This is a genomic window from Thiomicrospira sp. ALE5, from assembly GCF_900112445.1.
Lineage (GTDB): Bacteria > Pseudomonadota > Gammaproteobacteria > Thiomicrospirales > Thiomicrospiraceae > Thiomicrospira.
In genome coordinates, this window is sequence record NZ_FOYY01000004.1 from 224,623 (window position 1) to 244,170 (window position 19,548).

Here is a 19,548-nt window from a genome sequence, read left to right on the forward strand (position 1 = left end):
TTTCTAAACTTCAAACCGCCGGCTCAATTTCTGTACATTATTATTTACCACCCTTTTTAAAGGTAAATAGGGCTCTAACACGCTTTGGTGCTGCTCAATTAAAGCCACCATCTTATTAAACTCCTTAAGAACGAGTGTGAACTTAACACCAATACTTTCAGAAAAAGCCTGCAAATGACGCTTCTGTATCCAGTCTAAACGATTCTCTCCACCGATTTTCATACTAAATTTTTGACTCAAGGCTTCATAACACTGGGTTGAAATTAGATCGTAAAATGGAGCCAGCTCGCACTTTGGTGCATACAAAAATGCGATATTTTTGCCATGTGCGTCACAATTACCGACCAAGAGATTAAACAACACCCAACGAACAAACTGCAACAAATCTGCCGCAGGTTTGTGGCTATATCCCCGAATTAAATCAGCACATTGATTTAAACTAGGACCACCTTCGACTTCATACTTATTGGCAGCATCAATCGCAAGCGCCTGACAAAAGTCTTCTTGATGTAAGCGTTCGCCACCAGACCGGTCATAACGCTGAATAATAAAATGCGTTTTACCCGCCACTGACAAAAAATCGACTTCCGGCACGTTTAAACCCAACGCTTTAGCTAAGCGCATAGTGGTAACTTCATTGAGGACCAAGTCTTTAAAATGCGCATTCGCTAATTTGATAATATGCGTGGTCGCCAAGTCAGGCGAAATCGGCAAAGCAAAAGAGCTAGAAGTCTTATCTAACTTCATAACCGGTAACTTATTTTGCGCCCCCGCCAGTGATAAACGAATATCACCGTCGATCGCTTTAAACGGCGTTTTTTCTAATGCCTGCAACAGTTCTGCTAGGCTTGACTCTGAAAGCGGTAACAACTGACTTTCATAGTCGGGAAGCTGCGCTGTCGAATAGATAGAAATCGCGCCAGCCACTTCACCACCGATTTCAGCCAACAACCCAAAATCATTTTTTTCAGACAGGCCAAGTTTTTTGCACAGCGCCGCGCGGACATCACCCTCTGGCAATACATTTGCAAAAAACGTTTCAGCCTGTTCAAACGGTTCGCTTCGTAACGGTAAACTTATCGACAAGGCAAAAGCTTCTGGACTGGCCAACCAGGCCTGGTCATATTGAAAGCGCATTTGCCTTGCATTAAGCTTAACTAGTTCGCCCACCCTACTTTGTTGATAAAACACATAAAGCTGCTGCACACCGCCCCCTATTTTGCTATTTTTCAACAACCACTAGCTGCAACCCCAGCGCCGCCAATACCGCTAACACGGCATTAAGCTGAACAGTCGGTTTGCCATTTTCTAGTTCAGAAACAAAACGCACACCCACACCGGCAACAGCGGCTAAATCCTGCTGCGTTAAACCGTCTTTTCGTCGTTTATCACGTACACGATTACCCAGCTGACCCGAATCCAATACAGTATTATGCAGTCCATCAATACTCCCGTCAGGGAATTTTTTAGCATTCATCATAATTGAACCTCAAATTTATTCCCTTTCGGGAATAATACACCTTCCTACTTAATAAATAAAACAAAAAATTACCGTAAGGGAATAATCGACGCACAATTCGTTTGACAAGCAATATAGTGTTAAGTATAGTTCGAAACTCGTTATTTACTTGAGTATAACTTGATGTCAAGTTCGTCGAATCAACCCGAATTTTTTGCCCCTTGGCACGTGCATTTAGGCAGCGGCGACATCAGTCCGCGTCGTTTGCATTTACTGCAAGCGATTGAGGCGACCGGCAGTGTGTCGCAAGCCGCCAAACAAGTCGGCATGACCTACAAAGCCGCCTGGGACGCGGTGGAGATTATGAACAATCTGGCGGGCGTGCCGTTGGTGAATCGACAACACGGCGGCAAAGGCGGTGGTGGCGCAACCCTAACGCAAACCGGCCTGCAAATCGTCACCATGCACGAACGGCTTTCAGCCATGCAGGCGATCTGGATGGCCTCGTTGGAAAACACCGATGCCGATATTTTGCCCTTAATGCGGAGAATCAAAATGCAAACCAGCGCACGCAATAGCTTTTACGGCACGGTGGAAACCGTCAAAACCGGTGAAGTAAACGCAGAAGTCACGCTAAAACTGCAAGGCGATGATCGCATTGTGGCTACGGTGACCACTGATAGCGTGAGGCGCATGGGTTTAAAACCCGGCGTCACGGCTTGGGCACTCGTCAAAGCCAGCTGGGTGGTATTAGCCAAAGAGCAAGCAAAAGGATTGATTAGCGCGCGTAATTTTTTATGCGGCCACGTCAGCCGCATTACCGAAGGGCCGGTGAATGTCGAGGTGGTGGTCGCACTCCAAGGCGGCAATACCTTGTCGTCGATTATTACCCACAGCGCATTGGAAGAATTAGCGTTAAAACAAGGCGAACCCATCTGCGCACTGATTAAAGCCTCACACGTATTGATTGGCGTGGATGAGTAGTTTTTAGCTGTCAGCCCGTGCAAACGGGTTTTTATGCTCATAAAGGATGTTGTTATGAACCTTAATACTTTACTAGCAGGCCTGGTATTGGCATTTGCCGCCACAACTTCGGTCAAAGCCGCAACCGTGACCGCCGCTGTCGCCGCCAACTTCACCAAAACCATCGAAGAAATCGGTCAAGCCTTTACTGAAGACACCGGTCACACCATTCGTTTTTCATTTGGGCCATCCGGCAAATTGTTTGCGCAAATTCGCAATGGCGCACCGTTTGATTTGTTTTTCTCCGCCAACGAAGCCGCGCCGAAAGCGGCAATTGAACATGGCCTAGCGATGGAGGACAGTTATTTTGTCTATTCCCAAGGCGTATTGGTGCTCTATAGCCCCACCCTGCCCGTCGCCAATAATGCGATGGCGATTTTAGAACAGGGCGATTTTCGTTTTCTGTCGATGGCCAACCCGCGCACCGCCCCCTATGGCACCGAAGCGGAACGCTTTTTACAGAATGTAGGGTTGCACCAAACCTTGCGCAGAAAACTCGTCAACGGCGAATCGATTGCACACGCCTTTCAATATGTGGTGACCCAAAACGCCCAACTGGGGTTTGTTGCCAAATCCCAAGTGGTTGATCCGGCCAGCCCGGCTTATAACAACGGCGAATATTGGGAGTTACCTGCTGAGCTATACAACCCCATCAATCAAGGTGCGGTGATCACCAAGCGCGGTGAAAAAAATGAAGCCGCCATCGCCTTTATGGACTATATGAAATCACCACGTGCCATTGAGATTATTCAACGCTATGGCTATAAGCTGCCTGAATAAGTATTTTTTAATCCAACTGAAACGGACAGCATTATGATCGAACTTTTCGGTGCGGCGGTCGATTTGCAACCCATCTGGTTAACACTCGAAATCGCAACCTATACCACAATTATTTTATTAGTACTCGGCACACCACTCGCCTGGTGGATGTCGCAAATGAAATCTTCTAGCAAAGTATTGCTAGAAGCCATTGTGGCTCTTCCTCTGGTGCTTCCACCAACGGTGCTAGGCTTTTATTTATTAATTGCCATGAATCCCACCGGTCCAATTACCGAGTTTTTACGCTTTTTTGGTTTTGAAGGTCAATTGACCTTTAGCAAAACAGGTCTGGTGATTGGCTCGGTGTTTTATTCTTTGCCGTTTGCGGTACAACCACTGATGCACGCATTTGAAGCGATTCCACATCGGCTATTGGATGCCGCTGCAACGCTGCGCGCCAGTTTTCTAGATCGCTTTCGCACCATTATCCTGCCGCTCTCGCGTCGTGGTTTTTTAACCGCCGCCACCCTAAGCTTTGCCCATACGGTCGGTGAGTTTGGTGTGGTCTTGATGGTCGGCGGCAATATTCCAGGCGAAACGCGCATGGTGTCGATTGATATTTTCGACCATGTTGAAGCCATGGAATACACTCAAGCCCATATTCTGTCGGCAATAATGTTGGTGTTCTCATTATTTGTATTAATGCTGGTATATGGTTTAAACCGCCGTTTTGGCGTAAAGGTAGGTTAGCGCGATGACAAAAAATATTTTAAAAGGCAATCTGCAACTCGACCTGGGCGGGTTTAAGCTTAATAGCGGCGAGTTTGCACTGCCACTTGAAGGCGTGACCGTGTTATTCGGTCGCTCCGGTAGCGGAAAAAGTACGCTATTGCGCGCCATAGCAGGCCTAGATAAACGCACCCATGGTCAACTCAGCATGGACGGAGAGGTTTGGCAGGCGGGTTCAAAACGTCTAGCGACCGAACAGCGGCATATTGGCTTTGTGTTTCAAGATGCCGCCTTGTTTCCGCACATGACGGTGCGCCAAAACCTAATGTACGGTATCAACCGCTTGCCCAAAAACCACCCAAAGGCGGATTTTGACAAGATTGTGCGCCGGGTGGGCATTGAAGACAAACTCGACCGCGACGTCACTTTTTTATCCGGTGGCGAAAAACAACGGGTCGCGATTGCGCGCGCCTTACTTATGTCGCCCAAACTGCTTTGCATGGATGAACCACTTTCAGCACTCGATTGGCGCTCAAAAGCCGAGTTATTGGGCTTGATTGAAGAACTGGTTGAAGAGTTTAAACTGCCGGTGCTTTATATCACTCATGCACCGGTAGAGGTCGAACGCTTGGCGAACCAGATCGTGTTTATGCAAGAGGGTCAGATCGAAACCATTGAAACCCTGCAACAATCACTAAAACGCCCTGACTCACCCTTGTTTGACGAACAGGGTGCGGTGTCGGTATTAATCGGCCAACCAGGCCTGGTTGAGGATGGGTTACGTGAAATCAAACTCGGCGATGATCGACTTTACCTCAGCCAAACCCATGATATTCACACTCACACGGTGCGTGTTCGGGTGTTGGCGCGCGATGTCAGCCTCGCACTGTCCGACCCGGCGGATTTAAGCATAACCAATCATCTGCAAGTCACCATTGACGAACTAATCCCACAAGGCGAACACCGCGTATTAGCACGCCTAAAACTGCAAAACGGCCAGCACCTATTCGCCGAACTCACCCAACACTCCACCCAACGCCTCAAGCTACAACAAGGCCTGGTGGTCTATGCGCTAATTAAATCGGTGGCGCTGGCGGAATAACTCGATGAGTGAATTACAAAAACTCTGGCTAGCGGCGGTGCTCGGCGCTCTGATTATGTTCTGGGAACACTGGGCCGGTTTCGGCGATGCAGGTTCCGCATTATTCCACCAGGCCTGGTTACACGCCTTAGTCGGCCTATTAGCAGGCCTGGTGGCTGGCGCGCTCGTCGGCGGCTTGATGCTCGGTCTTGTTCCCGCACAATGGCTCGGCTTGTTTTTAGCGGTCTTACTGCTAATTTCCGCTTGGAAAGTGTTTAAACATTAAGGCTGGCGTATGATTTATTTATCGCAACACGACATGGAGGTTTAACGGTTGCGTAAAAATGACCATCGCCAGCATTGGATTTTAAACCAAGTCTCAATAATTAAATCAAGTCTCTCTTTTTTACGTAACCATTCTTGAATAGAAATCGACTATTTTTTTGGCTGACTCTTTGGGTTGCAAATTTCATTAACCCCCTCAAGAAGACAACACACATCAACATCTAGAATTCGAGCAATATGCGCTAAATGCTCAATATTAAAATGCTTTCCGTTAAGACCTATTTCTGCCGTAGATACAACACCTACCGACTCATGTCCTAACTCATGCGCAAGCGAAACCTGCGAAAGTCCTTTCTCCTTACGATATTTTTTAACATTTTGACCGATCTGAAGGTAAACCTGACGAACCCATTCAGCGTTATCTTTTTTTAATTTTTGAGCCACACAACCCTCATAAAAACTACCCATAGGTAGTTATAGTTGTGCTAAAATCATTTTCATTCACCTATCCATAGGTAGGTAAGCAGCTAAAGCCTGAATTTTATCTTTTGGGCTCTTCGATTAACCTAGTTTTAAAAATTTACTACCAAGTAAAATCAATAAGTTACAACTCGATTTTTTCAGTAAAGATGGGTTAATCGAGGTTCCCTTTTTACATTCTTTGTAAAACGGCACTTAATCACGAAATGATTAATTAGAGTGTATTTTGAATTAACTTTATTTCTTGGCTTTTTTAGTTACGCTGTATTTCACTAGTGCTTCTCGTTTTCTGATGCACTCGTCTTTGAGTAAAGGGTCTAATACACGCAATTAATATAAAATGAATAATTTAATAAACTTTTCTATCATGTAATGAGCAATGAGCAATGAGCAATGAGCAGCGGCAGGAATTTAATACTGATTTCAATTTCGAACACTATGCTAGCTTGCATTAATTGTATGCTATTTTTTTTAGGGGGATGCCGTGTTTCAAAGCAAAAAACTCAAGGATAAACTCTACGCCACTGAACAAAAACTTGGTGAAATTCAATCTATATATGATGCGCTTGATCGTTCGATGGCGATTATTGAATTTGAACCGGACGGCACGATCATTCAAGCTAACAAAAACTTTTTGGTCACCTTGGGTTATCAACTTGAAGAAATTGTAGGCAAACATCATTCGATGTTTCTTCCCGAGGAAATAAAGCGTTCTACCGAGTACCAATCACACTGGTCAAAACTCGCGCAGGGTGAAATATTTCAAGGCCGCTTCAAACGCATCACCAAACAAGGTGAGACGGTGTGGATTGAAGCAAACTACAACCCCATTTTAGACAGTCGTGGAAAGGTAGTGCGCGTGATCAAAGCGGCAACGAATATCACGGACAAAGTCGCGTTTGAACTAGATGCGACCGGAAAAATCAGTGCACTCGATAAAACCATGGCAATCATTGAGTTTCAGCCTGACGGCACGATTATCAAAGCAAATAAAAACTTTTGTGACGCGGTAGGCTATCAAGAACCTGAGATCATTGGAAAACACCACCGCATCTTTCTTGACCCAAATTATCAAAACTCCGCTGAATACAAAACCTTTTGGCCTAACTTAGCCAGTGGTCGGTTTAACACCGGCACATTTAAACGCATTAAGAAATCCGGCGATCTTCTTTGGATTGAAGCAAGTTATAACCCTATATTTGATGATACGGGCAAAGTCATAAAGGTGATTAAGTTCGCGGTTGACCTGGGCTCTAACCCGAGCATCAATCAGCTACAGTCTGTTGTGAACTCAACCCTTACGGCCATGACCAACCTTTCGAAAGGGGATTTGATTTCGTCACCTAACTGGGTCACTGTTAATTATGAAACCATGTTTGACTCATTAACGGCGGACATCAAAACAACACTGGAACGCTTAACCAAAGAACTTACCAGCAAAGTTACCGTGGTGAAAATGTCTTCGAACAGTGTCCGCACCTCAGCCAATGAAGTGGCTGATGGCGCCAGAGGATTAAGTCAGCGAATTCAAGAACAAGCGGCCACAATTGAAGAAACCTCGGCAACAATGGAACAAATGACTAGCCAACTAGAAAGTACAACCACCAATGCAAACCAGGCGGCGAAGCTTTCAAATGATGTAAACACCCAAGCAAAAGACACCATGAGTGTTATGAGCAACACCATAACAGCCATGGGATCAATTGAGGAATCAAGCCGAAAAATTGTCGAAATCGTGAGTCTGATTGATGGCATTGCATTTCAAACAAATCTACTTGCGTTAAACGCCGCCGTTGAAGCCGCAAGAGCTGGAGAGCATGGACGAGGCTTTGCTGTTGTTGCAGGAGAAGTGCGTGCCTTAGCACAAAAGTCAGCCCAAGCCGCAAAAGAAATTAAAACGCTGATTGATGAAACAAACCAGCGCGTTAAAAATGGTTCTGAACTTGCCAATCAAACAGGCAAAACACTTGATCGAATTCAAGTTGCAGTTGATCAAGTTACGAACATGATTAACGAAATCGCTTCTGCGGCTGAAGAACAAGCTGAAGGCGTTAAACAGGTCAAGGAAGCTATCCACCAAATTGATAGCGCGACCCAACAAAACGCGGCCTTTGTTGAACAAACCAGCGCCGCCGCCGATGCATTAAGTCAGCAAGCCGTAACGATGCAACAAGAAATGCACTTTTTTAAAACAGGGACTGAACTCAATCAAATTGAACAGAAACCGGTTAAAAACAACAAGGCTTTACCGAAACCAATTGTAATGAACATTCCAAGCACAAAAGACAAAAAATCCGTAAACGAATGGGAGGATTTTTAAATGGTGTTCCAGACAATGCCGAGGTAAATACCAGCCCTACCGGTAAACCCAGCTACCCATAATAACCGCCATATAGCGATCGCCAAATTGTCTAGAGCCACTAATATAGCTCATCACAAATGCAATGATAATGCTTATAATCGTTACGGCTATAAACCACCCTTTAATCTCGATATCCTGCACTACCACTCCCTCCATTCAAAATTTTGTGATGTGTATCACTATTAACCTCGCATAAATTATAAAACCATCTACAAGTCAGACAAACTTTAAAAGCGACCTAAGTCAACCTTTTGTCGCAGTGGTTTTGTTGCAGAAAAAAATGACACTGTTTTTTCCCTCGAATAATAGTCGTCTCTGGTGAAATCGAGGTCGGTCCTTAGATTAACAACTTCCATTACCATTCGAGCTTATCCTTGTCATGTTGGCTTCGTTAACCGGAGGCGCGTTGTCTTTGTTGGCCTTGCAGTTTCGCAAGTTGAATCGGGGAAATAAGTTGTGGCGGTAAAAAACGATCGAGCTGTTCGACCAAATCCAGCGCTTGTAAAATGGCCACAAACACATCTAGCTGGGCTTTGCCTTTTTCAGCGTTCAGGATGGTTTTTTTCGAAACCCCCACGAACATTGCAACTTCTGCTTGAGTCCTATTTTGGTTTAAACGCGCTTGTTTTAAACGCTCACCCAATGCTTCTGCAACCGCCGCAGCTGATTTAGCTTCAAACCCCATAAAGTCCTCAATAGTTCACACTAAGCCTAATAAAACGAGTTAATGTGTATAAAATAGCACTTTAAGCTAGACTCGTCATCCGACAAAAGAGAACATTCGCGCTTTAGACTTACAACCAGGCCTGGTGCAAACAATTGGTACTAAAGTTAATTTAATTTATGCGTTATTCCGAACGCGTTCCGTCAAACGGGTTTAGCCAGTCAACTTCGAGCGTTTTAAAATCGGCGACATTGCGCGTTACCACGGTTAGACGATGGACTTTTTCGGTGGCGGCAATCATGGCATCTTCGTATAGCGTATTGGACGTGCCGTGCATCAATTTAGCCCACTGCCTAAACACCTTGCCGTCTAGCGCTAGAATGTTGTAACTTTCCGCCACTCGGTTTAACCAAGCCTCAATTTCCTTTGCCATTTGCGGGTCTTGTTGTCGCGTTAATTCAATACCAGCCTGAATTTCGCCTAAACTGACCGCCGAAATAAAAAGCTGATGATCTTCAACCCCTTGAATCCATTCAACCACCGCGCCATGCGGTTTAACTCGGCGTAATTCATAAATAACATTGGTGTCGAGAAGGTACATAAGATCCCTCACTCGCTCTCTAACGGCGTCACTTCACGACGACGCGCTTGTCCACGTTGCGGCAAAATCAAATCCCCCCGCGCTTCATCAGTCAAAAGTAAGCTTTTTAAACTGGGTTTAGCGGAAGCTTGTAGTTGACGCCACATTTCAATCGGCACCAAAACCGCCGCTTCACGGCCTCGTTTTGACACCATTTGCGGACCATCATGTAAACAAGTTTCTAAAAACTCACTAAAACGCGCTTTGGCGTCCTGTACCGGCCAAGTGTGCATAAAACCCCCTTCTGACTAGATTAATGACCAGTTTACGCATTATTAAATTCAGGTGCCTTGGTGACTAAGTTAATAGCCCCGTGCTTGAACTATTGCGTGCACAGGTATATCATTTGAAACATGTAGTTGTTTTATTTGGAGCAGGCTTATGGGTACAGTTATTGATACAAGCGTTTGGTCTGTTGCGGACATCCCGCGCGGCGGGCTTCGCTTACTGAATGAAGTTGAACGCGGATTCAAGCATAGCACGCTAAAACGCGTGGCTGAATATTCCGGTGTGTCTCAACAGTCACTGATAGAAAGCTTAGGATTAAATCGGTCGACTTATAACAGGCGTGCGAGTGTCGGCAGGCTAAATCAAGATGAAAGCGACAGGCTATATCGTTTCACCGAGGTTTTGTCGAGCGCGATTGAGCTCTTTGAAGGTGATAAACTCGCCGCTAAAAACTGGCTGCAATCGCCGGTAAAAGGCTTGGGGGATCGCGCACCTATTGACTTGATTAAAACGCAAGCCGGCTCTGAAATGGTATTGCGCCTTATCGGTCGTCTTGAGGATGGAGTATTCACTTGAGTCACATCAAGGCCTATCGCATCGTCAAAACCAAACGTGCTGAAACCGCTTTCAATGGACAAGGCGCTAAAATCAATGGGGGTCGTTGGAACTCAGTGGGACAGGCCTGTGTCTATCTCGCTAATTCACCCTCCTTGGCACAACTGGAAATGCTGGTTCACCTCAATAAAGAGGCCCTCATACTGGCTTACACCTTGTTTGAGGTAAGCATACCGATTGACCAAATAGACAAGCTCGCTGACCAACAACTCCCTGATAATTGGGAGGAATATCCTGCCCCGGTCGAATTGGCGGATATAGGGGATAAGTGGCTTAAGGATGTCAATTCAGGCCTGGCTCTTGCCATACCCAGTGTAATAAGCCCATACAAAATCGAAACCAACTACCTTCTCAATCCAAACCATTTACGATTTCAAGAAGTCGTGACGGCTGCGAAATCATTTGATTTTAGATTTGACCAGCGACTTAAACATTAGATTTATTGAATAGCGGAGGCACCAATGGACATAAAACTGGAATCGACCTTGACCTGCCCAAACTGCGGTCAACGTAAAACCGAGCAAATGCCGACGGATGCCTGTCAGTATTTTTATGAATGCACTTTTTGTGGCGCATTACTTAAACCTCTAGCGGGTGATTGTTGTGTTTATTGTTCTTATGGGGATGTGCCTTGCCCGCCGATTCAGTTAAGCGGCGCACAAGGATCTTGCTGCGGTTAAACTTCGCTGAATAGCATGGATTCCGGCCAACGCGATTTTGGCAGCTTGGCGTTAAAATCATTCTCAGCTTGGTAACCGACCGCAACCACCGCCAAGGCTTTATAACCTTGTTCGGTTAAGCCAAACTCGGCATCCAAAATCGCGGTATCCACCCCCTCAATCGGCACCGCATCTAACCCCATCGCGCCGACACCGAGTAAAAAAGCACCGATATTGAGGTAAACCTGCTTTTCCATCCAGCACTGAGTATCCTGCCATTCAACTCGATGCAAATCGGCATAAAATGCGCGTACTTTTCTAACCTTGGCCTTCATCTCTTCCGAGTCAATCCGACCATCCTGCTGTTCTTGCTCCAGCAAGGCCTCCAAATACTCGTCGGTGAAATCAGTTTTAACACAGAACACCACCGAGAAAGCGGCATCTAAAATCTTGCTTTCATTCGCAACATATTGTCCCCCGGCCGCTTTGGCAATCCGTGCCTTGCCTTCCGGGGTATCTGAAATCACAAAATGCCAAGGTTGTGAATTGACACTGGATGGGCTTAAACGCAACAAAGCTTTCACGTCCGACAATTGTGCAGGCGTCAGCACACGACTGGCATCAAACTTTTTAGTCGAATAACGTCGCATAGCAGTTTCTATAATATTCATCTATTTCCCCGTAAACTAAAAACCAAAATTTTATGGCACTATAGCTTATTTAGACTAATCTTAAAACAGGTATGATTGTCCTGAGATGTGGCGCGAATGGTACCGTGATAGGCGTGAACAATAGCACGGCTGATTGCCAACAACCCACGCAACAACACCAACAGACTGATTAGCGTAAAAAACCCAATTAACCGACTGGCAATCGACAGATTCATGGTTTTGCACGCTCAGTTTGGGGTGCTGCTTCAAGTATATAACCCATGCCGCGAACGGTATGAATCAGCTTGATACGCGATTAAGGTCTGCGCCAACCTGACATTAAAGCCCGCCTCACTCAAGCCCTGCTTAAGATAATCGCCTGTTTTTGTTTCGTCTTCAACCAGCAGAATTTTCATCGGAGTATCCAGGTTTATATGGGAGTGTCAGCATAATGAGATCATGACGCTAGATGGATTTAACGAACCCAATCTTCAAAAGTTAGCCCAGCCAGTCTAACAAACTCGCGAGTATTATTTGTGAAAAGAATGCTGCCCGTTGAGATGGCATGACCTGCAATGGCTGTGTCATTGTGTCCAATCATCAGGCTCTCGGCCATAAGCTGTTTTTGAACGAGAACCGTCGCATCAACCGCTTGCTTATCCCAAGCCAGTATCTCATCAATTCGTTTTAGAAATTCGGCAACCAGTAAAGCATGTTTAGGCGATGCTTTTTTGCCCAGCAAACCATAATGCATTTCCTGATAAGTGATCGCTGAAATCACCACCCTATGTCCATTCATAACAACAGCTTGTAGCTTCTCAAGCACAGAGCGGGGTTGTTCTCGCATAATGAACGAACAGATACAGGTATCCAACATGTAATCGTTTTTTTTACTCAAAGTTAAAACGCCCCTCATCAACCACAAAACGCTGGCGTTCTAGCATAAAGTCATCATCGGCTTTTTCAACCTCAGAAAAGGATAACCAGTTAGGGCGCACAGGACGAAGGATAATCTCATCACCATTCTTGATGATTTCAAGCTGACTAATCCCTTCATATTCCATATCTTTCGGTAAACGTATCGCTTGATTCTTGGCATTTTTAAATATTGCAACGGTTCTCATAACAGGCTATCCCAATTAGGTATTATGTTTAATTTACTACCCAATGCTGCAGGCATATGTCAAGCATATGTATAGATGCATATATGAGCCACTTTATTCCATCCCCCACTTAGATTACAAATTTGTAATTTGGCTGTCAGCTTGTGGTTAGGACGTCCTTTTTATTCTGAACCTGTCTTTAAGGTAGCTCACAGATAAAGGGGTTCAACATGGCTTTAACACGTCGTCAATTTTTACAGGCCGGGGCTGCGTCTAGTTCGTCCGTGGCCTTGGCACCTTGGATGCCGACTCAGGCTGCATCTGCTCACGCTAATACACACGCGCACGACCATTCTCGCCGTGTATCACAGCTTGATTCAGCGAAACGGCCGATATGGCCAAGGCAAATCATCAGTCAACCGCGTCAACCCACACAACAAAGTGGGTGGCGGGGATTAGTTTTTGGTTTTAGTCTACAGCAAAGGAATACCAGGCGTATGAACATGAAAAATTTATCACGCAGACAATTTATATTTGGCGCCAGTGCCTTGGCTTTATTACCCGCCGCTAGTTGGGCGCATACTCATAGTCATGGCGGTCACGGCGAAGGGCATCATCACGGCCACAGTAATCATGGTGGTCATGGCTCGCACGGCAATCATGGGCACCAAGGCCATCAGCATCATCCGCACATGGATCACAGTGAACCGAATATGATTAGCCTAAACCCACGTCAACGCGGCGCGGTGATTTGGCATTTCGATCAACCCGGCACCTACTATTACGGCTGTTTAGAACCCGGCCACTACGAAGCCGGAATGATTGGCAAAATAATTGTCAGTAACTAAAAAATTACTTCTGAACTTGATAAGCATCTTGAGCTATATCCTCAAGATGCTGTTTTAGCTTTTTAGCCACCCGTGCTTTTTTAGAACGTTTCCAAAAAAATGCCAACACTAAATAGGCCGTAGCTGCTGTTGTTGCCATTTGTAAATTCGCATGGCTCAAATACCAGTCCAAGAACGCAATATCAAAGTTAGCAATACTCATCGGCATGGTGTAAATCGCAACACCTAGATAAATGACAATGGCCCACAACAAACCTATGCCAGTGTATTTTTCTAGTTTTAGTTTATTGTTTAAATCCACGCCATTATTAATAAACCAGTGCTTGCCCGCACTATGGTTTATTAACAAGCTATACCAACCATTATCCTTGCCTTTTAAACCAGCCGACACAAGGGTTATTTTCTGACCTACCCGCAATGGCACATCAATGCCACGCAATTTAATGTCTTTTTCAAGACCCTCTTCGGTTTTAATCCAAAACTCATGATTTGTTACTGTTTCTGAATGGATTGAAGGTGCATAATCAGGCCCACCACCACTGGAGGAAACATAGGTTTCACTATATTTGTCACTCCCTAACACTTCACCCGTAACCTGCCAGAACTCGACGCGTTTTTTACCATACTTAAAGTCTTTCATATCCAACCCAATCAAAATTTAAATTACACTGCCGCAACACAATTTTTACCCTGTTTTTTTGCAAGATAAAGGGCTTCATCAGCGCGTTGAAGTAGGGGTAACGCATCATCATACGATTTGATTGAGCCGGATGCCACTCCTGCGCTCACAGTGACGTGTTTAGCAACCACAGAGTGTTCATGCTTAATCTGCAATGCAGCGACAGACTCGAGTAATTTACCGGCCACCACCTGCGCACCCAACTTATCCGTTTCAGGCAATATGACTGCAAACTCTTCACCGCCATACCTTGCTAGTAAATCACTGGGACGTTTTATAACCGAACCAAAAACACTGGCAACTTTTTGCAAACAAATGTCACCCAACCCGTGTCCATAATAATCGTTGTAAGATTTAAAACTATCAATATCAAGCATAACTAAACTAAGCTGAGCATTGCCTCTCATTAAACGCAAGGCTTCACGAGCGAGTGTTTCATCAAATAAGCGTCTGTTTGCAATGTGGGTTAAACCATCAATTTGCGACATTTCTGCTAGCAAATCATTTTTACGTTTTAGTGCAAGGTGGTTTTTGATCCGAGACCTCACCACAGGCAAGTAAAAAGGTTTAGCAATATAGTCTAATGCACCTAGGTTGAGGCCTTTTTCTTCATCTACTGTTTCACTTAGGGCGCTAACAAATACAATAGGAATATCCGACCTGTGCGGGTTGTTCTTAATACGCTTACAAACTTCAAAACCGTCTATATCAGGCATCATTATGTCTAGGATAATAATATCGATATCATCTCGTTCATTAACAATGCTGAGCGCTTTAGTTCCAGAATGAGCAATGAGTACTAAATTTTCTTGCTCAAACGCATTAGCAAGCAGGGTAGCATTGGCAGCCTCGTCATCCACAATCAAAATGACTGGTTTTTTTTCTAAATACATAATTAATACCTCAACGGCCAAACACTTTTTTTAACAAATCGGTTGTTTGCTCAAGCGGATTTTCACGAATCTCGGCCTCTTTTTGTCCAAGATAATAAAACAAACCCTCCATGCCTTTTTCGGTGGTGTGGCCAATTAAATCCGCTTTAATATCCGGCACGAACGGTGACTTTTTATATTGCGCCATCGCTTGGTCATACGCCCTGACCGCACCTACTTCGTTTAGCGTTTGTTCAATAATCGGGCGCATCTGCTGTTGCAAGTCATCACTGGTTTTTTCTCGTAGAAACCGAGTTGCTGAGTCATTCGGGCCATGATAAAGCGCCTGCACATCCTCAAATGTCATCAACGAGATGGCATTAACAAACAAGGCCTTAGCTTGTGGCGCGGCTAACTCCGCCGCTTCATTCAGCTTAAGCTCCAACTCTTCGGTATAACGCCCCATTCCAACCCTTGAAAGCACACTGTCAACGCGCTTCATTTGATCAGGTAACGGAATCCGAACCAGGCTATCATGGGTATAACCCCCTGCCGTACCGAGTTGCGCGACCACTTTTTCTGAGCCGATATTCAAGGCTTGACGAAATGCTTGCGCCAATTCTTCATTCGAAAAACCGGTTAACTGACTGGCCGCTTGGCTGCTGTCTTGAGGTTGAATTAACTCTGAGGCTGCTTCTTTTGCTTTCGACCACCAATTAGCTTGTGCAGTCATCGCAAAGCTAGTCAACCCAACGATCAAAACCAGCTTAACGTTACTAATCATCCTCAGTTCCTTTTAAATAGCCACCTGCTCCTTTGATTATACATGGCTAACAAAACCACTGGCACAAAATAAAAAACTAAACAGGCCTGGTCAACCTCGTTATCAGCAGTACACTCTTATTAAATCACGCTGTCTTTAACCCCATTAAACAGACTAAACATGTCAAACTCAAACATTTCAAATGCCCAGAAAGTTTGCGTTTTGTCATATAATAAAACTCTAATACACAACCAAGGGGTAACGCTATGACAGACAAACAAAATAAAAAAATACTTAGTGGCAGTAGTATCTCTGCTTTTATTGTGGGTGTTATCCTCACCGGCATTATTGGTTTTTATAGCCTTCCAAGCTTGATGATGCTTGAAGATGCGAGCCCGCATGACTTTGACACCACCATTGAGTTGTTTGAACAAAAGGTTGAAGATGCCGGCTGGTCAGTGGTAACCGTCCATGACATGCAAGCTATTCTAAAAAGTCATGGCCACGATGTGATGCCGGTCAAAATTTACGAGCTATGCTCATCACAGTATTCAGCCAAAATTTTAAAGCTTGATGATGCACGCATAGTTTCACCCATGATGCCTTGCCGAATTGCCTTCTACGAAAAAAGTGATGGCGTGACCTATGTTGGACGTATGAACAGCAACCTGATGGCTATACCCTTTGGTGGCGTGATTAATCAGGTTATGCAAAAAGCAGCCACAGATACAGAAGTAATCCTTGCTGACTTGCTCAAATAACGGTTACTAAACCTTCTTAATCAACACCTTATGCTACAATCTGTACCCTTGTTGAATTACGAACATTCAACAACCTTGCCAAGGGGTGGCTTCGGCCTGAGATTGCGTATGCAAAACCCTTTGAACCTGATCTGGATCATACCAGCGTAGGGACAGGCGCCAAACTGCAAAATTTGCACTGCACTCCTGTCCTTTTTACAACCCATTGACAATGAAATTGGCTTGAAAAAGGAAACACCATGTCTTACCCATCATCACGCTTTAAGATTAAACCGCTGCAGCTGGCGCTACTGAGCAGCCTACCAGGCCTGCTGCTTACCCCACTAGGCTTCGCAGCAGACACCCCATCTACCCTTGCGCCGATTACGGTTAATGCCGATCTTCGCCAAGTCGATCAGCAACAGCTAACTGCTAGCGCAACTATTCTTGATGAAATGGAGCTGCAAGATCGCGGTGCCACCCATTTTGGCGATGTGCTGCTACAAACGCCAAACGTCAATTTTTCGGGTCAATCATCGCGTCCGCGCCATCTACAAATTCGCGGCATGGGTGAGCGTGATGAATACACCGGTGCGCCCAATCCCAGTGTTGGTTTTGCGATTGATGGCATTGATTTAAGCGGTATTGGCATGGCGGGCAGTCTGTTTGATGTGAAACAGGTTGAAATTTTGCGTGGCCCACAAAGCACCCGCTACGGAGCAAGCGCCATAGCAGGCCTGGTGAACATCCAATCCAACGAGCCAACCGCAGCTGGCGAAACCCTATTAGAAACCACCTTAGGTAGCGATCGACTAAGAGAAATCGGTTTGGCCAATAGTGGTGCCTTGAGCGCCATTGACCGAGGTGATCTAACCCCGCTCTATCGCTTTAGTCTGTTTAAACATGACAGCGATGGCTTTCGGACCAATAAAACCCTGAATCGTACCGACACCAATGGCCGAGATGAAACCCAAGCGCGTGGTGCTTTGCGCTGGTGGGCTAATAGCGACACCCAATTTGACCTGAACTTGCTCTACGCCAATTTAAACAATGGCTATGATGCCTTCTCGCGTGACAATAGTTTCACCACGCGCTCTGACGAACCGGGCCGTGACACGCAAAAAACCCTGGCCGGTGCGTTTAAGGTGACTTGGACAGGCAACCCGAGTTACCAGTTAACCAGCATTACTAGCTATGCCGATACCGATGCTAATTATGATTATGATGGTGATTGGTTAGTCAATAATATTGAACAGAATAGTATTGCCTCTTATCAAAGTAACCAGCAACGGCAAAATTTTAATCAAGATTTTCGCTGGCAATCAACGGAGGCAAGTCAATTATTCAACAACACCACTGCGTGGTTAGTTGGATTAAACCTGGCTTATTTAGAAGAGGATAATAAACGACAGGAGCGCTTTCAAAGTTGTTACGTCCATTTTTATGGACCATGTCCTACCGAGGGGCCGGACATTTTCAATGCCGATACCACAAGTCAATTTACCAACCAAAAACTAGGTCTTTACGGACAATTAGACCAATCTATCACGGCAAACAAAACTCTAACCTATGCACTGCGAGTTGAACAAAATCGTAAAAACTTCCGCCAAACTAAACGCGAATTTGGTGCTGCATTTGAATATGACGCTGATGGCAACCGAATTCCAGGTTCTCATGCACCCTACAATTTTGACATCAATGACAGATTCTCCCCTACTGAAACCCTTTGGGGTGGTTCAATCACCTATACCCATCGCTACAATGAGCGCCATACCGCATTTGCTAGCGTAACTCGTGGCTTTAAAGCGGGTGGCTTCAATACCGGTCTGGGTGACAATGAGAACACGCAATTTGATGCCGAAACCCTTTATAACTATGAGATCGGCTTGCGCTCAAACTACGGTAACCTTCGAACAGCAACGACTTTGTTTTATATGGATCGCCAAAATCCGCAGTTTGATGGTTATGACGAAATTAACGAGCTATTTGTATTTTTTACTGAAAACTTCGATGCAGCACATCACTACGGTGTAGAAACCCAGCTCGATTGGCAAGCCCACCCCAAGCTAGATTTATTTGCCCATCTAGGCCTACTAAAAACCGACATTTCAGGTACCCCACAAGCTGCTAACTTTGCCCTTGATGGCCGCGAAGCGGCGCACGCCCCCAACTATCAATACCTCGTAGGCGGACAATATCGTCATGGTAATGGTTGGTTTGCGCGCCTAGAAGTGCAAGGAATGGATGCATTTTACTTTGATAACGTCCATAACGAACGATCAGGCGCCTATACCCTAGTCAATAGCCGAGTTGGTTATGAAACAGGTAACTTCGAAGTCTATGTTTGGGCCAAAAACCTGACCGATGAACGCTACGCCACTCGCGGTTATTTCTTTGACCACGCTGATGGCGATGGTAAGCGCCAATATGTTCGCCTCGGTGATCCGAGACAACTGGGCATCACCACCCGACTGCTTTTTTAGTGGCAACGCGTGTCAAAGTTTAAAAAGAGACACATAATTTAACGACCCTAGATGCCAACTTATGCATCAGCGACACCTCTTTTTTCGCAGAAAAAAGCCGAAGGAGTCGATGCATAAATTGGCATTTTTTCCTCAAAATCCAAGCCTAAAAAAGGATCATTATGCAGGTTTCACTCGATATCAGTCTCTACCCCCTTAAAGCTGACTATGCTCAAGCTATCCTGACCTTTATCAGCCAGCTCGAAGCCGAACCCTGCATTAAAGTGGTACGCAACACCCTCAGCACCCAAGTCTTTGGTGACTTCCATCAGATTATGCAACTGATGACCAAAGAAATCGCCCAGGTATTTAGTGAACAACCTGAATCGGTATTTGTATTAAAATTAGTCGGACAAAATCGTGCGCCCGCATAAATCTTAATTAATC

The 19,548-nt window shown here is 45.2% G+C and carries 26 protein-coding genes, 1 pseudogene and 1 riboswitch; of the genes and pseudogenes, 13 read left to right on the forward strand and 14 right to left on the reverse strand.

Going from position 1 to position 19,548, the window contains the following annotated elements:
• Nucleotides 1-3: 3 nt before the first annotated feature.
• Nucleotides 4-1,206 (reverse strand): type II toxin-antitoxin system HipA family toxin, encoded by a 1,203-nt coding sequence (locus BM293_RS07900; RefSeq protein WP_159428470.1) that lies wholly within the window; start codon nt 1,204-1,206, stop codon nt 4-6.
• A 16-nt stretch (nt 1,207-1,222) separates the two neighbouring features.
• Nucleotides 1,223-1,480, reverse strand: a complete 258-nt coding sequence (locus BM293_RS07905) for a helix-turn-helix transcriptional regulator (protein ID WP_200770619.1) — start codon at nt 1,478-1,480, stop codon at nt 1,223-1,225.
• A gap of 162 nt (nt 1,481-1,642) precedes the next feature.
• Here BM293_RS07905 and BM293_RS07910 point away from each other — a divergent pair, with 162 nt between their 5' ends.
• Genes BM293_RS07910 through BM293_RS07930 form a run of 5 tightly spaced genes read left to right on the forward strand, consistent with a single transcriptional unit; the run spans nt 1,643 to nt 5,337 of the window.
• Entirely contained in the window at nt 1,643-2,443 is an 801-nt protein-coding gene (locus tag BM293_RS07910; RefSeq protein WP_093448229.1) for a TOBE domain-containing protein, read from the forward strand.
• 54 nt (nt 2,444-2,497) lie between these two features.
• Nucleotides 2,498-3,262 (forward strand): molybdate ABC transporter substrate-binding protein, encoded by a 765-nt coding sequence (modA, locus tag BM293_RS07915; protein WP_093448231.1) that lies wholly within the window; start codon nt 2,498-2,500, stop codon nt 3,260-3,262.
• A 33-nt stretch (nt 3,263-3,295) separates the two neighbouring features.
• Complete coding sequence (gene modB, locus BM293_RS07920; RefSeq protein WP_093448232.1) at nt 3,296-3,991, forward strand: molybdate ABC transporter permease subunit; 696 nt, start codon at nt 3,296-3,298, stop codon at nt 3,989-3,991.
• A gap of 4 nt (nt 3,992-3,995) precedes the next feature.
• On the forward strand, nt 3,996-5,072 hold the full coding sequence (gene modC / locus BM293_RS07925; protein ID WP_093448234.1) for a molybdenum ABC transporter ATP-binding protein: 1,077 nt from the start codon (nt 3,996-3,998) through the stop codon (nt 5,070-5,072).
• 4 nt (nt 5,073-5,076) lie between these two features.
• On the forward strand, nt 5,077-5,337 hold the full coding sequence (locus BM293_RS07930) for a hypothetical protein (RefSeq protein WP_234968945.1): 261 nt from the start codon (nt 5,077-5,079) through the stop codon (nt 5,335-5,337).
• A gap of 149 nt (nt 5,338-5,486) precedes the next feature.
• On the opposite strand, the gene BM293_RS07935 is transcribed toward BM293_RS07930, so the two are convergent.
• On the reverse strand, nt 5,487-5,780 hold the full coding sequence (locus tag BM293_RS07935) for a helix-turn-helix domain-containing protein (protein WP_200770620.1): 294 nt from the start codon (nt 5,778-5,780) through the stop codon (nt 5,487-5,489).
• Nucleotides 5,781-6,300: 520 nt separating this feature from the next.
• Here BM293_RS07935 and BM293_RS07940 point away from each other — a divergent pair.
• The gene (locus BM293_RS07940; RefSeq protein ID WP_093448237.1) at nt 6,301-8,136 is read left to right on the forward strand and encodes a methyl-accepting chemotaxis protein; all 1,836 of its coding nucleotides are present in this window, start codon (nt 6,301-6,303) and stop codon (nt 8,134-8,136) included.
• A gap of 433 nt (nt 8,137-8,569) precedes the next feature.
• Here the strand turns inward: BM293_RS07940 and BM293_RS07945 are convergent, their stop codons facing one another.
• From BM293_RS07945 to BM293_RS07955, 3 genes are all read right to left on the reverse strand, one after another.
• On the reverse strand, nt 8,570-8,863 hold the full coding sequence (locus BM293_RS07945; RefSeq protein WP_093448238.1) for a helix-turn-helix transcriptional regulator: 294 nt from the start codon (nt 8,861-8,863) through the stop codon (nt 8,570-8,572).
• 163 nt (nt 8,864-9,026) lie between these two features.
• On the reverse strand, nt 9,027-9,443 hold the full coding sequence (locus BM293_RS07950) for a type II toxin-antitoxin system VapC family toxin (RefSeq protein WP_093448240.1): 417 nt from the start codon (nt 9,441-9,443) through the stop codon (nt 9,027-9,029).
• A gap of 8 nt (nt 9,444-9,451) precedes the next feature.
• The gene (locus BM293_RS07955; protein WP_093448241.1) at nt 9,452-9,715 is read right to left on the reverse strand and encodes a type II toxin-antitoxin system Phd/YefM family antitoxin; all 264 of its coding nucleotides are present in this window, start codon (nt 9,713-9,715) and stop codon (nt 9,452-9,454) included.
• Nucleotides 9,716-9,863: 148 nt separating this feature from the next.
• On the opposite strand from BM293_RS07955, the gene BM293_RS07960 reads away from it, so the two are divergent.
• From BM293_RS07960 to BM293_RS07970, 3 genes are read left to right on the forward strand one after another with little or no spacing between them, the layout of a single operon-like run.
• Complete coding sequence (locus BM293_RS07960) at nt 9,864-10,286, forward strand: type II RES/Xre toxin-antitoxin system antitoxin (protein WP_093448243.1); 423 nt, start codon at nt 9,864-9,866, stop codon at nt 10,284-10,286.
• Nucleotides 10,283-10,762, forward strand: a complete 480-nt coding sequence (locus BM293_RS07965; RefSeq protein ID WP_093448245.1) for an RES family NAD+ phosphorylase — start codon at nt 10,283-10,285, stop codon at nt 10,760-10,762. Before BM293_RS07960 ends, BM293_RS07965 begins: the two co-directional genes overlap by 4 nt.
• A 24-nt stretch (nt 10,763-10,786) precedes the next feature.
• Nucleotides 10,787-11,005, forward strand: coding sequence for a GDCCVxC domain-containing (seleno)protein (locus BM293_RS07970; protein ID WP_093448246.1), 219 nt, complete (start codon nt 10,787-10,789; stop codon nt 11,003-11,005).
• Here BM293_RS07970 and nfsB read toward each other — a convergent pair.
• From nfsB to vapB, 5 genes and pseudogenes are all read right to left on the reverse strand, one after another.
• Nucleotides 11,002-11,655 (reverse strand): oxygen-insensitive NAD(P)H nitroreductase, encoded by a 654-nt coding sequence (nfsB, locus tag BM293_RS07975; RefSeq protein ID WP_093448248.1) that lies wholly within the window; start codon nt 11,653-11,655, stop codon nt 11,002-11,004. The two genes, BM293_RS07970 and nfsB, sit on opposite strands and share 4 nt — an antisense overlap.
• Nucleotides 11,656-11,693: 38 nt before the next feature.
• Nucleotides 11,694-11,870 (reverse strand): cell wall metabolism sensor histidine kinase WalK, encoded by a 177-nt coding sequence (locus tag BM293_RS10200; RefSeq protein WP_143607758.1) that lies wholly within the window; start codon nt 11,868-11,870, stop codon nt 11,694-11,696.
• A 105-nt stretch (nt 11,871-11,975) separates the two neighbouring features.
• Nucleotides 11,976-12,050 (reverse strand): annotated as a pseudogene (locus tag BM293_RS07980) (DNA-binding response regulator); the annotation flags it as partial.
• Between the two features lie 59 nt (nt 12,051-12,109).
• Complete coding sequence (locus BM293_RS07985) at nt 12,110-12,550, reverse strand: type II toxin-antitoxin system VapC family toxin (RefSeq protein WP_304440554.1); 441 nt, start codon at nt 12,548-12,550, stop codon at nt 12,110-12,112.
• On the reverse strand, nt 12,525-12,758 hold the full coding sequence (vapB, locus tag BM293_RS07990; protein ID WP_093448251.1) for a type II toxin-antitoxin system VapB family antitoxin: 234 nt from the start codon (nt 12,756-12,758) through the stop codon (nt 12,525-12,527). Before vapB ends, BM293_RS07985 begins: the two co-directional genes overlap by 26 nt.
• Nucleotides 12,759-12,967: 209 nt before the next feature.
• Between vapB and BM293_RS10290 the strand changes: the two genes are divergently transcribed.
• The gene (locus BM293_RS10290) at nt 12,968-13,585 is read left to right on the forward strand and encodes a cupredoxin domain-containing protein (RefSeq protein ID WP_093448252.1); all 618 of its coding nucleotides are present in this window, start codon (nt 12,968-12,970) and stop codon (nt 13,583-13,585) included.
• Between the two features lie 4 nt (nt 13,586-13,589).
• Here BM293_RS10290 and BM293_RS08000 read toward each other — a convergent pair whose 3' ends face one another.
• The 3 genes from BM293_RS08000 to BM293_RS08010 are packed head-to-tail and all read right to left on the reverse strand — an operon-like array spanning nt 13,590 to nt 15,920.
• On the reverse strand, nt 13,590-14,225 hold the full coding sequence (locus BM293_RS08000; RefSeq protein WP_093448254.1) for a hypothetical protein: 636 nt from the start codon (nt 14,223-14,225) through the stop codon (nt 13,590-13,592).
• 23 nt (nt 14,226-14,248) lie between these two features.
• On the reverse strand, nt 14,249-15,157 hold the full coding sequence (locus BM293_RS08005) for a diguanylate cyclase domain-containing protein (protein ID WP_093448255.1): 909 nt from the start codon (nt 15,155-15,157) through the stop codon (nt 14,249-14,251).
• 10 nt (nt 15,158-15,167) lie between these two features.
• Entirely contained in the window at nt 15,168-15,920 is a 753-nt protein-coding gene (locus BM293_RS08010) for a DUF4197 domain-containing protein (RefSeq protein ID WP_093448257.1), read from the reverse strand.
• 245 nt (nt 15,921-16,165) lie between these two features.
• On the opposite strand from BM293_RS08010, the gene BM293_RS08015 reads away from it, so the two are divergent.
• The 3 genes from BM293_RS08015 to BM293_RS08025 all read left to right on the forward strand — a co-directional run bounded on the left by BM293_RS08015 (nt 16,166) and on the right by BM293_RS08025 (nt 19,535).
• Nucleotides 16,166-16,660 carry a DUF302 domain-containing protein gene (locus BM293_RS08015; protein WP_093448258.1) on the forward strand — a complete coding sequence of 165 codons (495 nt, stop codon included), beginning with the start codon at nt 16,166-16,168 and terminating at the stop codon, nt 16,658-16,660.
• 71 nt (nt 16,661-16,731) lie between these two features.
• Nucleotides 16,732-16,831, forward strand: a riboswitch (TPP riboswitch).
• 68 nt (nt 16,832-16,899) lie between these two features.
• Nucleotides 16,900-19,122, forward strand: a complete 2,223-nt coding sequence (locus tag BM293_RS08020; RefSeq protein WP_093448260.1) for a TonB-dependent receptor — start codon at nt 16,900-16,902, stop codon at nt 19,120-19,122.
• Between the two features lie 161 nt (nt 19,123-19,283).
• A complete protein-coding gene (locus tag BM293_RS08025) occupies nt 19,284-19,535 on the forward strand; it encodes a YkoF family thiamine/hydroxymethylpyrimidine-binding protein (RefSeq protein WP_093448261.1) in 252 nt (83 codons plus the stop codon).
• Nucleotides 19,536-19,548: the final 13 nt, after the last annotated feature.

What these genes read in the sequence shown, in the direction of transcription:
- BM293_RS07905 (WP_200770619.1), bottom strand. Translation starts at nt 1,480, where the DNA reads ATGATGAATGCTAAAAAATTCCCTGACGGGAGTATTGATGGACTGCAT.
- BM293_RS07910 (WP_093448229.1), top strand. Translation starts at nt 1,643, where the DNA reads ATGTCAAGTTCGTCGAATCAACCCGAATTTTTTGCCCCTTGGCACGTG.
- modA (WP_093448231.1), top strand. Translation starts at nt 2,498, where the DNA reads ATGAACCTTAATACTTTACTAGCAGGCCTGGTATTGGCATTTGCCGCC.
- modB (WP_093448232.1), top strand. Translation starts at nt 3,296, where the DNA reads ATGATCGAACTTTTCGGTGCGGCGGTCGATTTGCAACCCATCTGGTTA.
- modC (WP_093448234.1), top strand. Translation starts at nt 3,996, where the DNA reads ATGACAAAAAATATTTTAAAAGGCAATCTGCAACTCGACCTGGGCGGG.
- BM293_RS07930 (WP_234968945.1), top strand. Translation starts at nt 5,077, where the DNA reads ATGAGTGAATTACAAAAACTCTGGCTAGCGGCGGTGCTCGGCGCTCTG.
- BM293_RS07945 (WP_093448238.1), bottom strand. Translation starts at nt 8,863, where the DNA reads ATGGGGTTTGAAGCTAAATCAGCTGCGGCGGTTGCAGAAGCATTGGGT.
- BM293_RS07950 (WP_093448240.1), bottom strand. Translation starts at nt 9,443, where the DNA reads ATGTACCTTCTCGACACCAATGTTATTTATGAATTACGCCGAGTTAAA.
- BM293_RS07955 (WP_093448241.1), bottom strand. Translation starts at nt 9,715, where the DNA reads ATGCACACTTGGCCGGTACAGGACGCCAAAGCGCGTTTTAGTGAGTTT.
- BM293_RS07960 (WP_093448243.1), top strand. Translation starts at nt 9,864, where the DNA reads ATGGGTACAGTTATTGATACAAGCGTTTGGTCTGTTGCGGACATCCCG.
- BM293_RS07970 (WP_093448246.1), top strand. Translation starts at nt 10,787, where the DNA reads ATGGACATAAAACTGGAATCGACCTTGACCTGCCCAAACTGCGGTCAA.
- nfsB (WP_093448248.1), bottom strand. Translation starts at nt 11,655, where the DNA reads ATGAATATTATAGAAACTGCTATGCGACGTTATTCGACTAAAAAGTTT.
- BM293_RS10200 (WP_143607758.1), bottom strand. Translation starts at nt 11,870, where the DNA reads ATGAATCTGTCGATTGCCAGTCGGTTAATTGGGTTTTTTACGCTAATC.
- BM293_RS07985 (WP_304440554.1), bottom strand. Translation starts at nt 12,550, where the DNA reads ATGAGGGGCGTTTTAACTTTGAGTAAAAAAAACGATTACATGTTGGAT.
- vapB (WP_093448251.1), bottom strand. Translation starts at nt 12,758, where the DNA reads ATGAGAACCGTTGCAATATTTAAAAATGCCAAGAATCAAGCGATACGT.
- BM293_RS10290 (WP_093448252.1), top strand. Translation starts at nt 12,968, where the DNA reads ATGGCTTTAACACGTCGTCAATTTTTACAGGCCGGGGCTGCGTCTAGT.
- BM293_RS08000 (WP_093448254.1), bottom strand. Translation starts at nt 14,225, where the DNA reads ATGAAAGACTTTAAGTATGGTAAAAAACGCGTCGAGTTCTGGCAGGTT.
- BM293_RS08005 (WP_093448255.1), bottom strand. Translation starts at nt 15,157, where the DNA reads ATGTATTTAGAAAAAAAACCAGTCATTTTGATTGTGGATGACGAGGCT.
- BM293_RS08010 (WP_093448257.1), bottom strand. Translation starts at nt 15,920, where the DNA reads ATGATTAGTAACGTTAAGCTGGTTTTGATCGTTGGGTTGACTAGCTTT.
- BM293_RS08015 (WP_093448258.1), top strand. Translation starts at nt 16,166, where the DNA reads ATGACAGACAAACAAAATAAAAAAATACTTAGTGGCAGTAGTATCTCT.
- BM293_RS08020 (WP_093448260.1), top strand. Translation starts at nt 16,900, where the DNA reads ATGTCTTACCCATCATCACGCTTTAAGATTAAACCGCTGCAGCTGGCG.
- BM293_RS08025 (WP_093448261.1), top strand. Translation starts at nt 19,284, where the DNA reads ATGCAGGTTTCACTCGATATCAGTCTCTACCCCCTTAAAGCTGACTAT.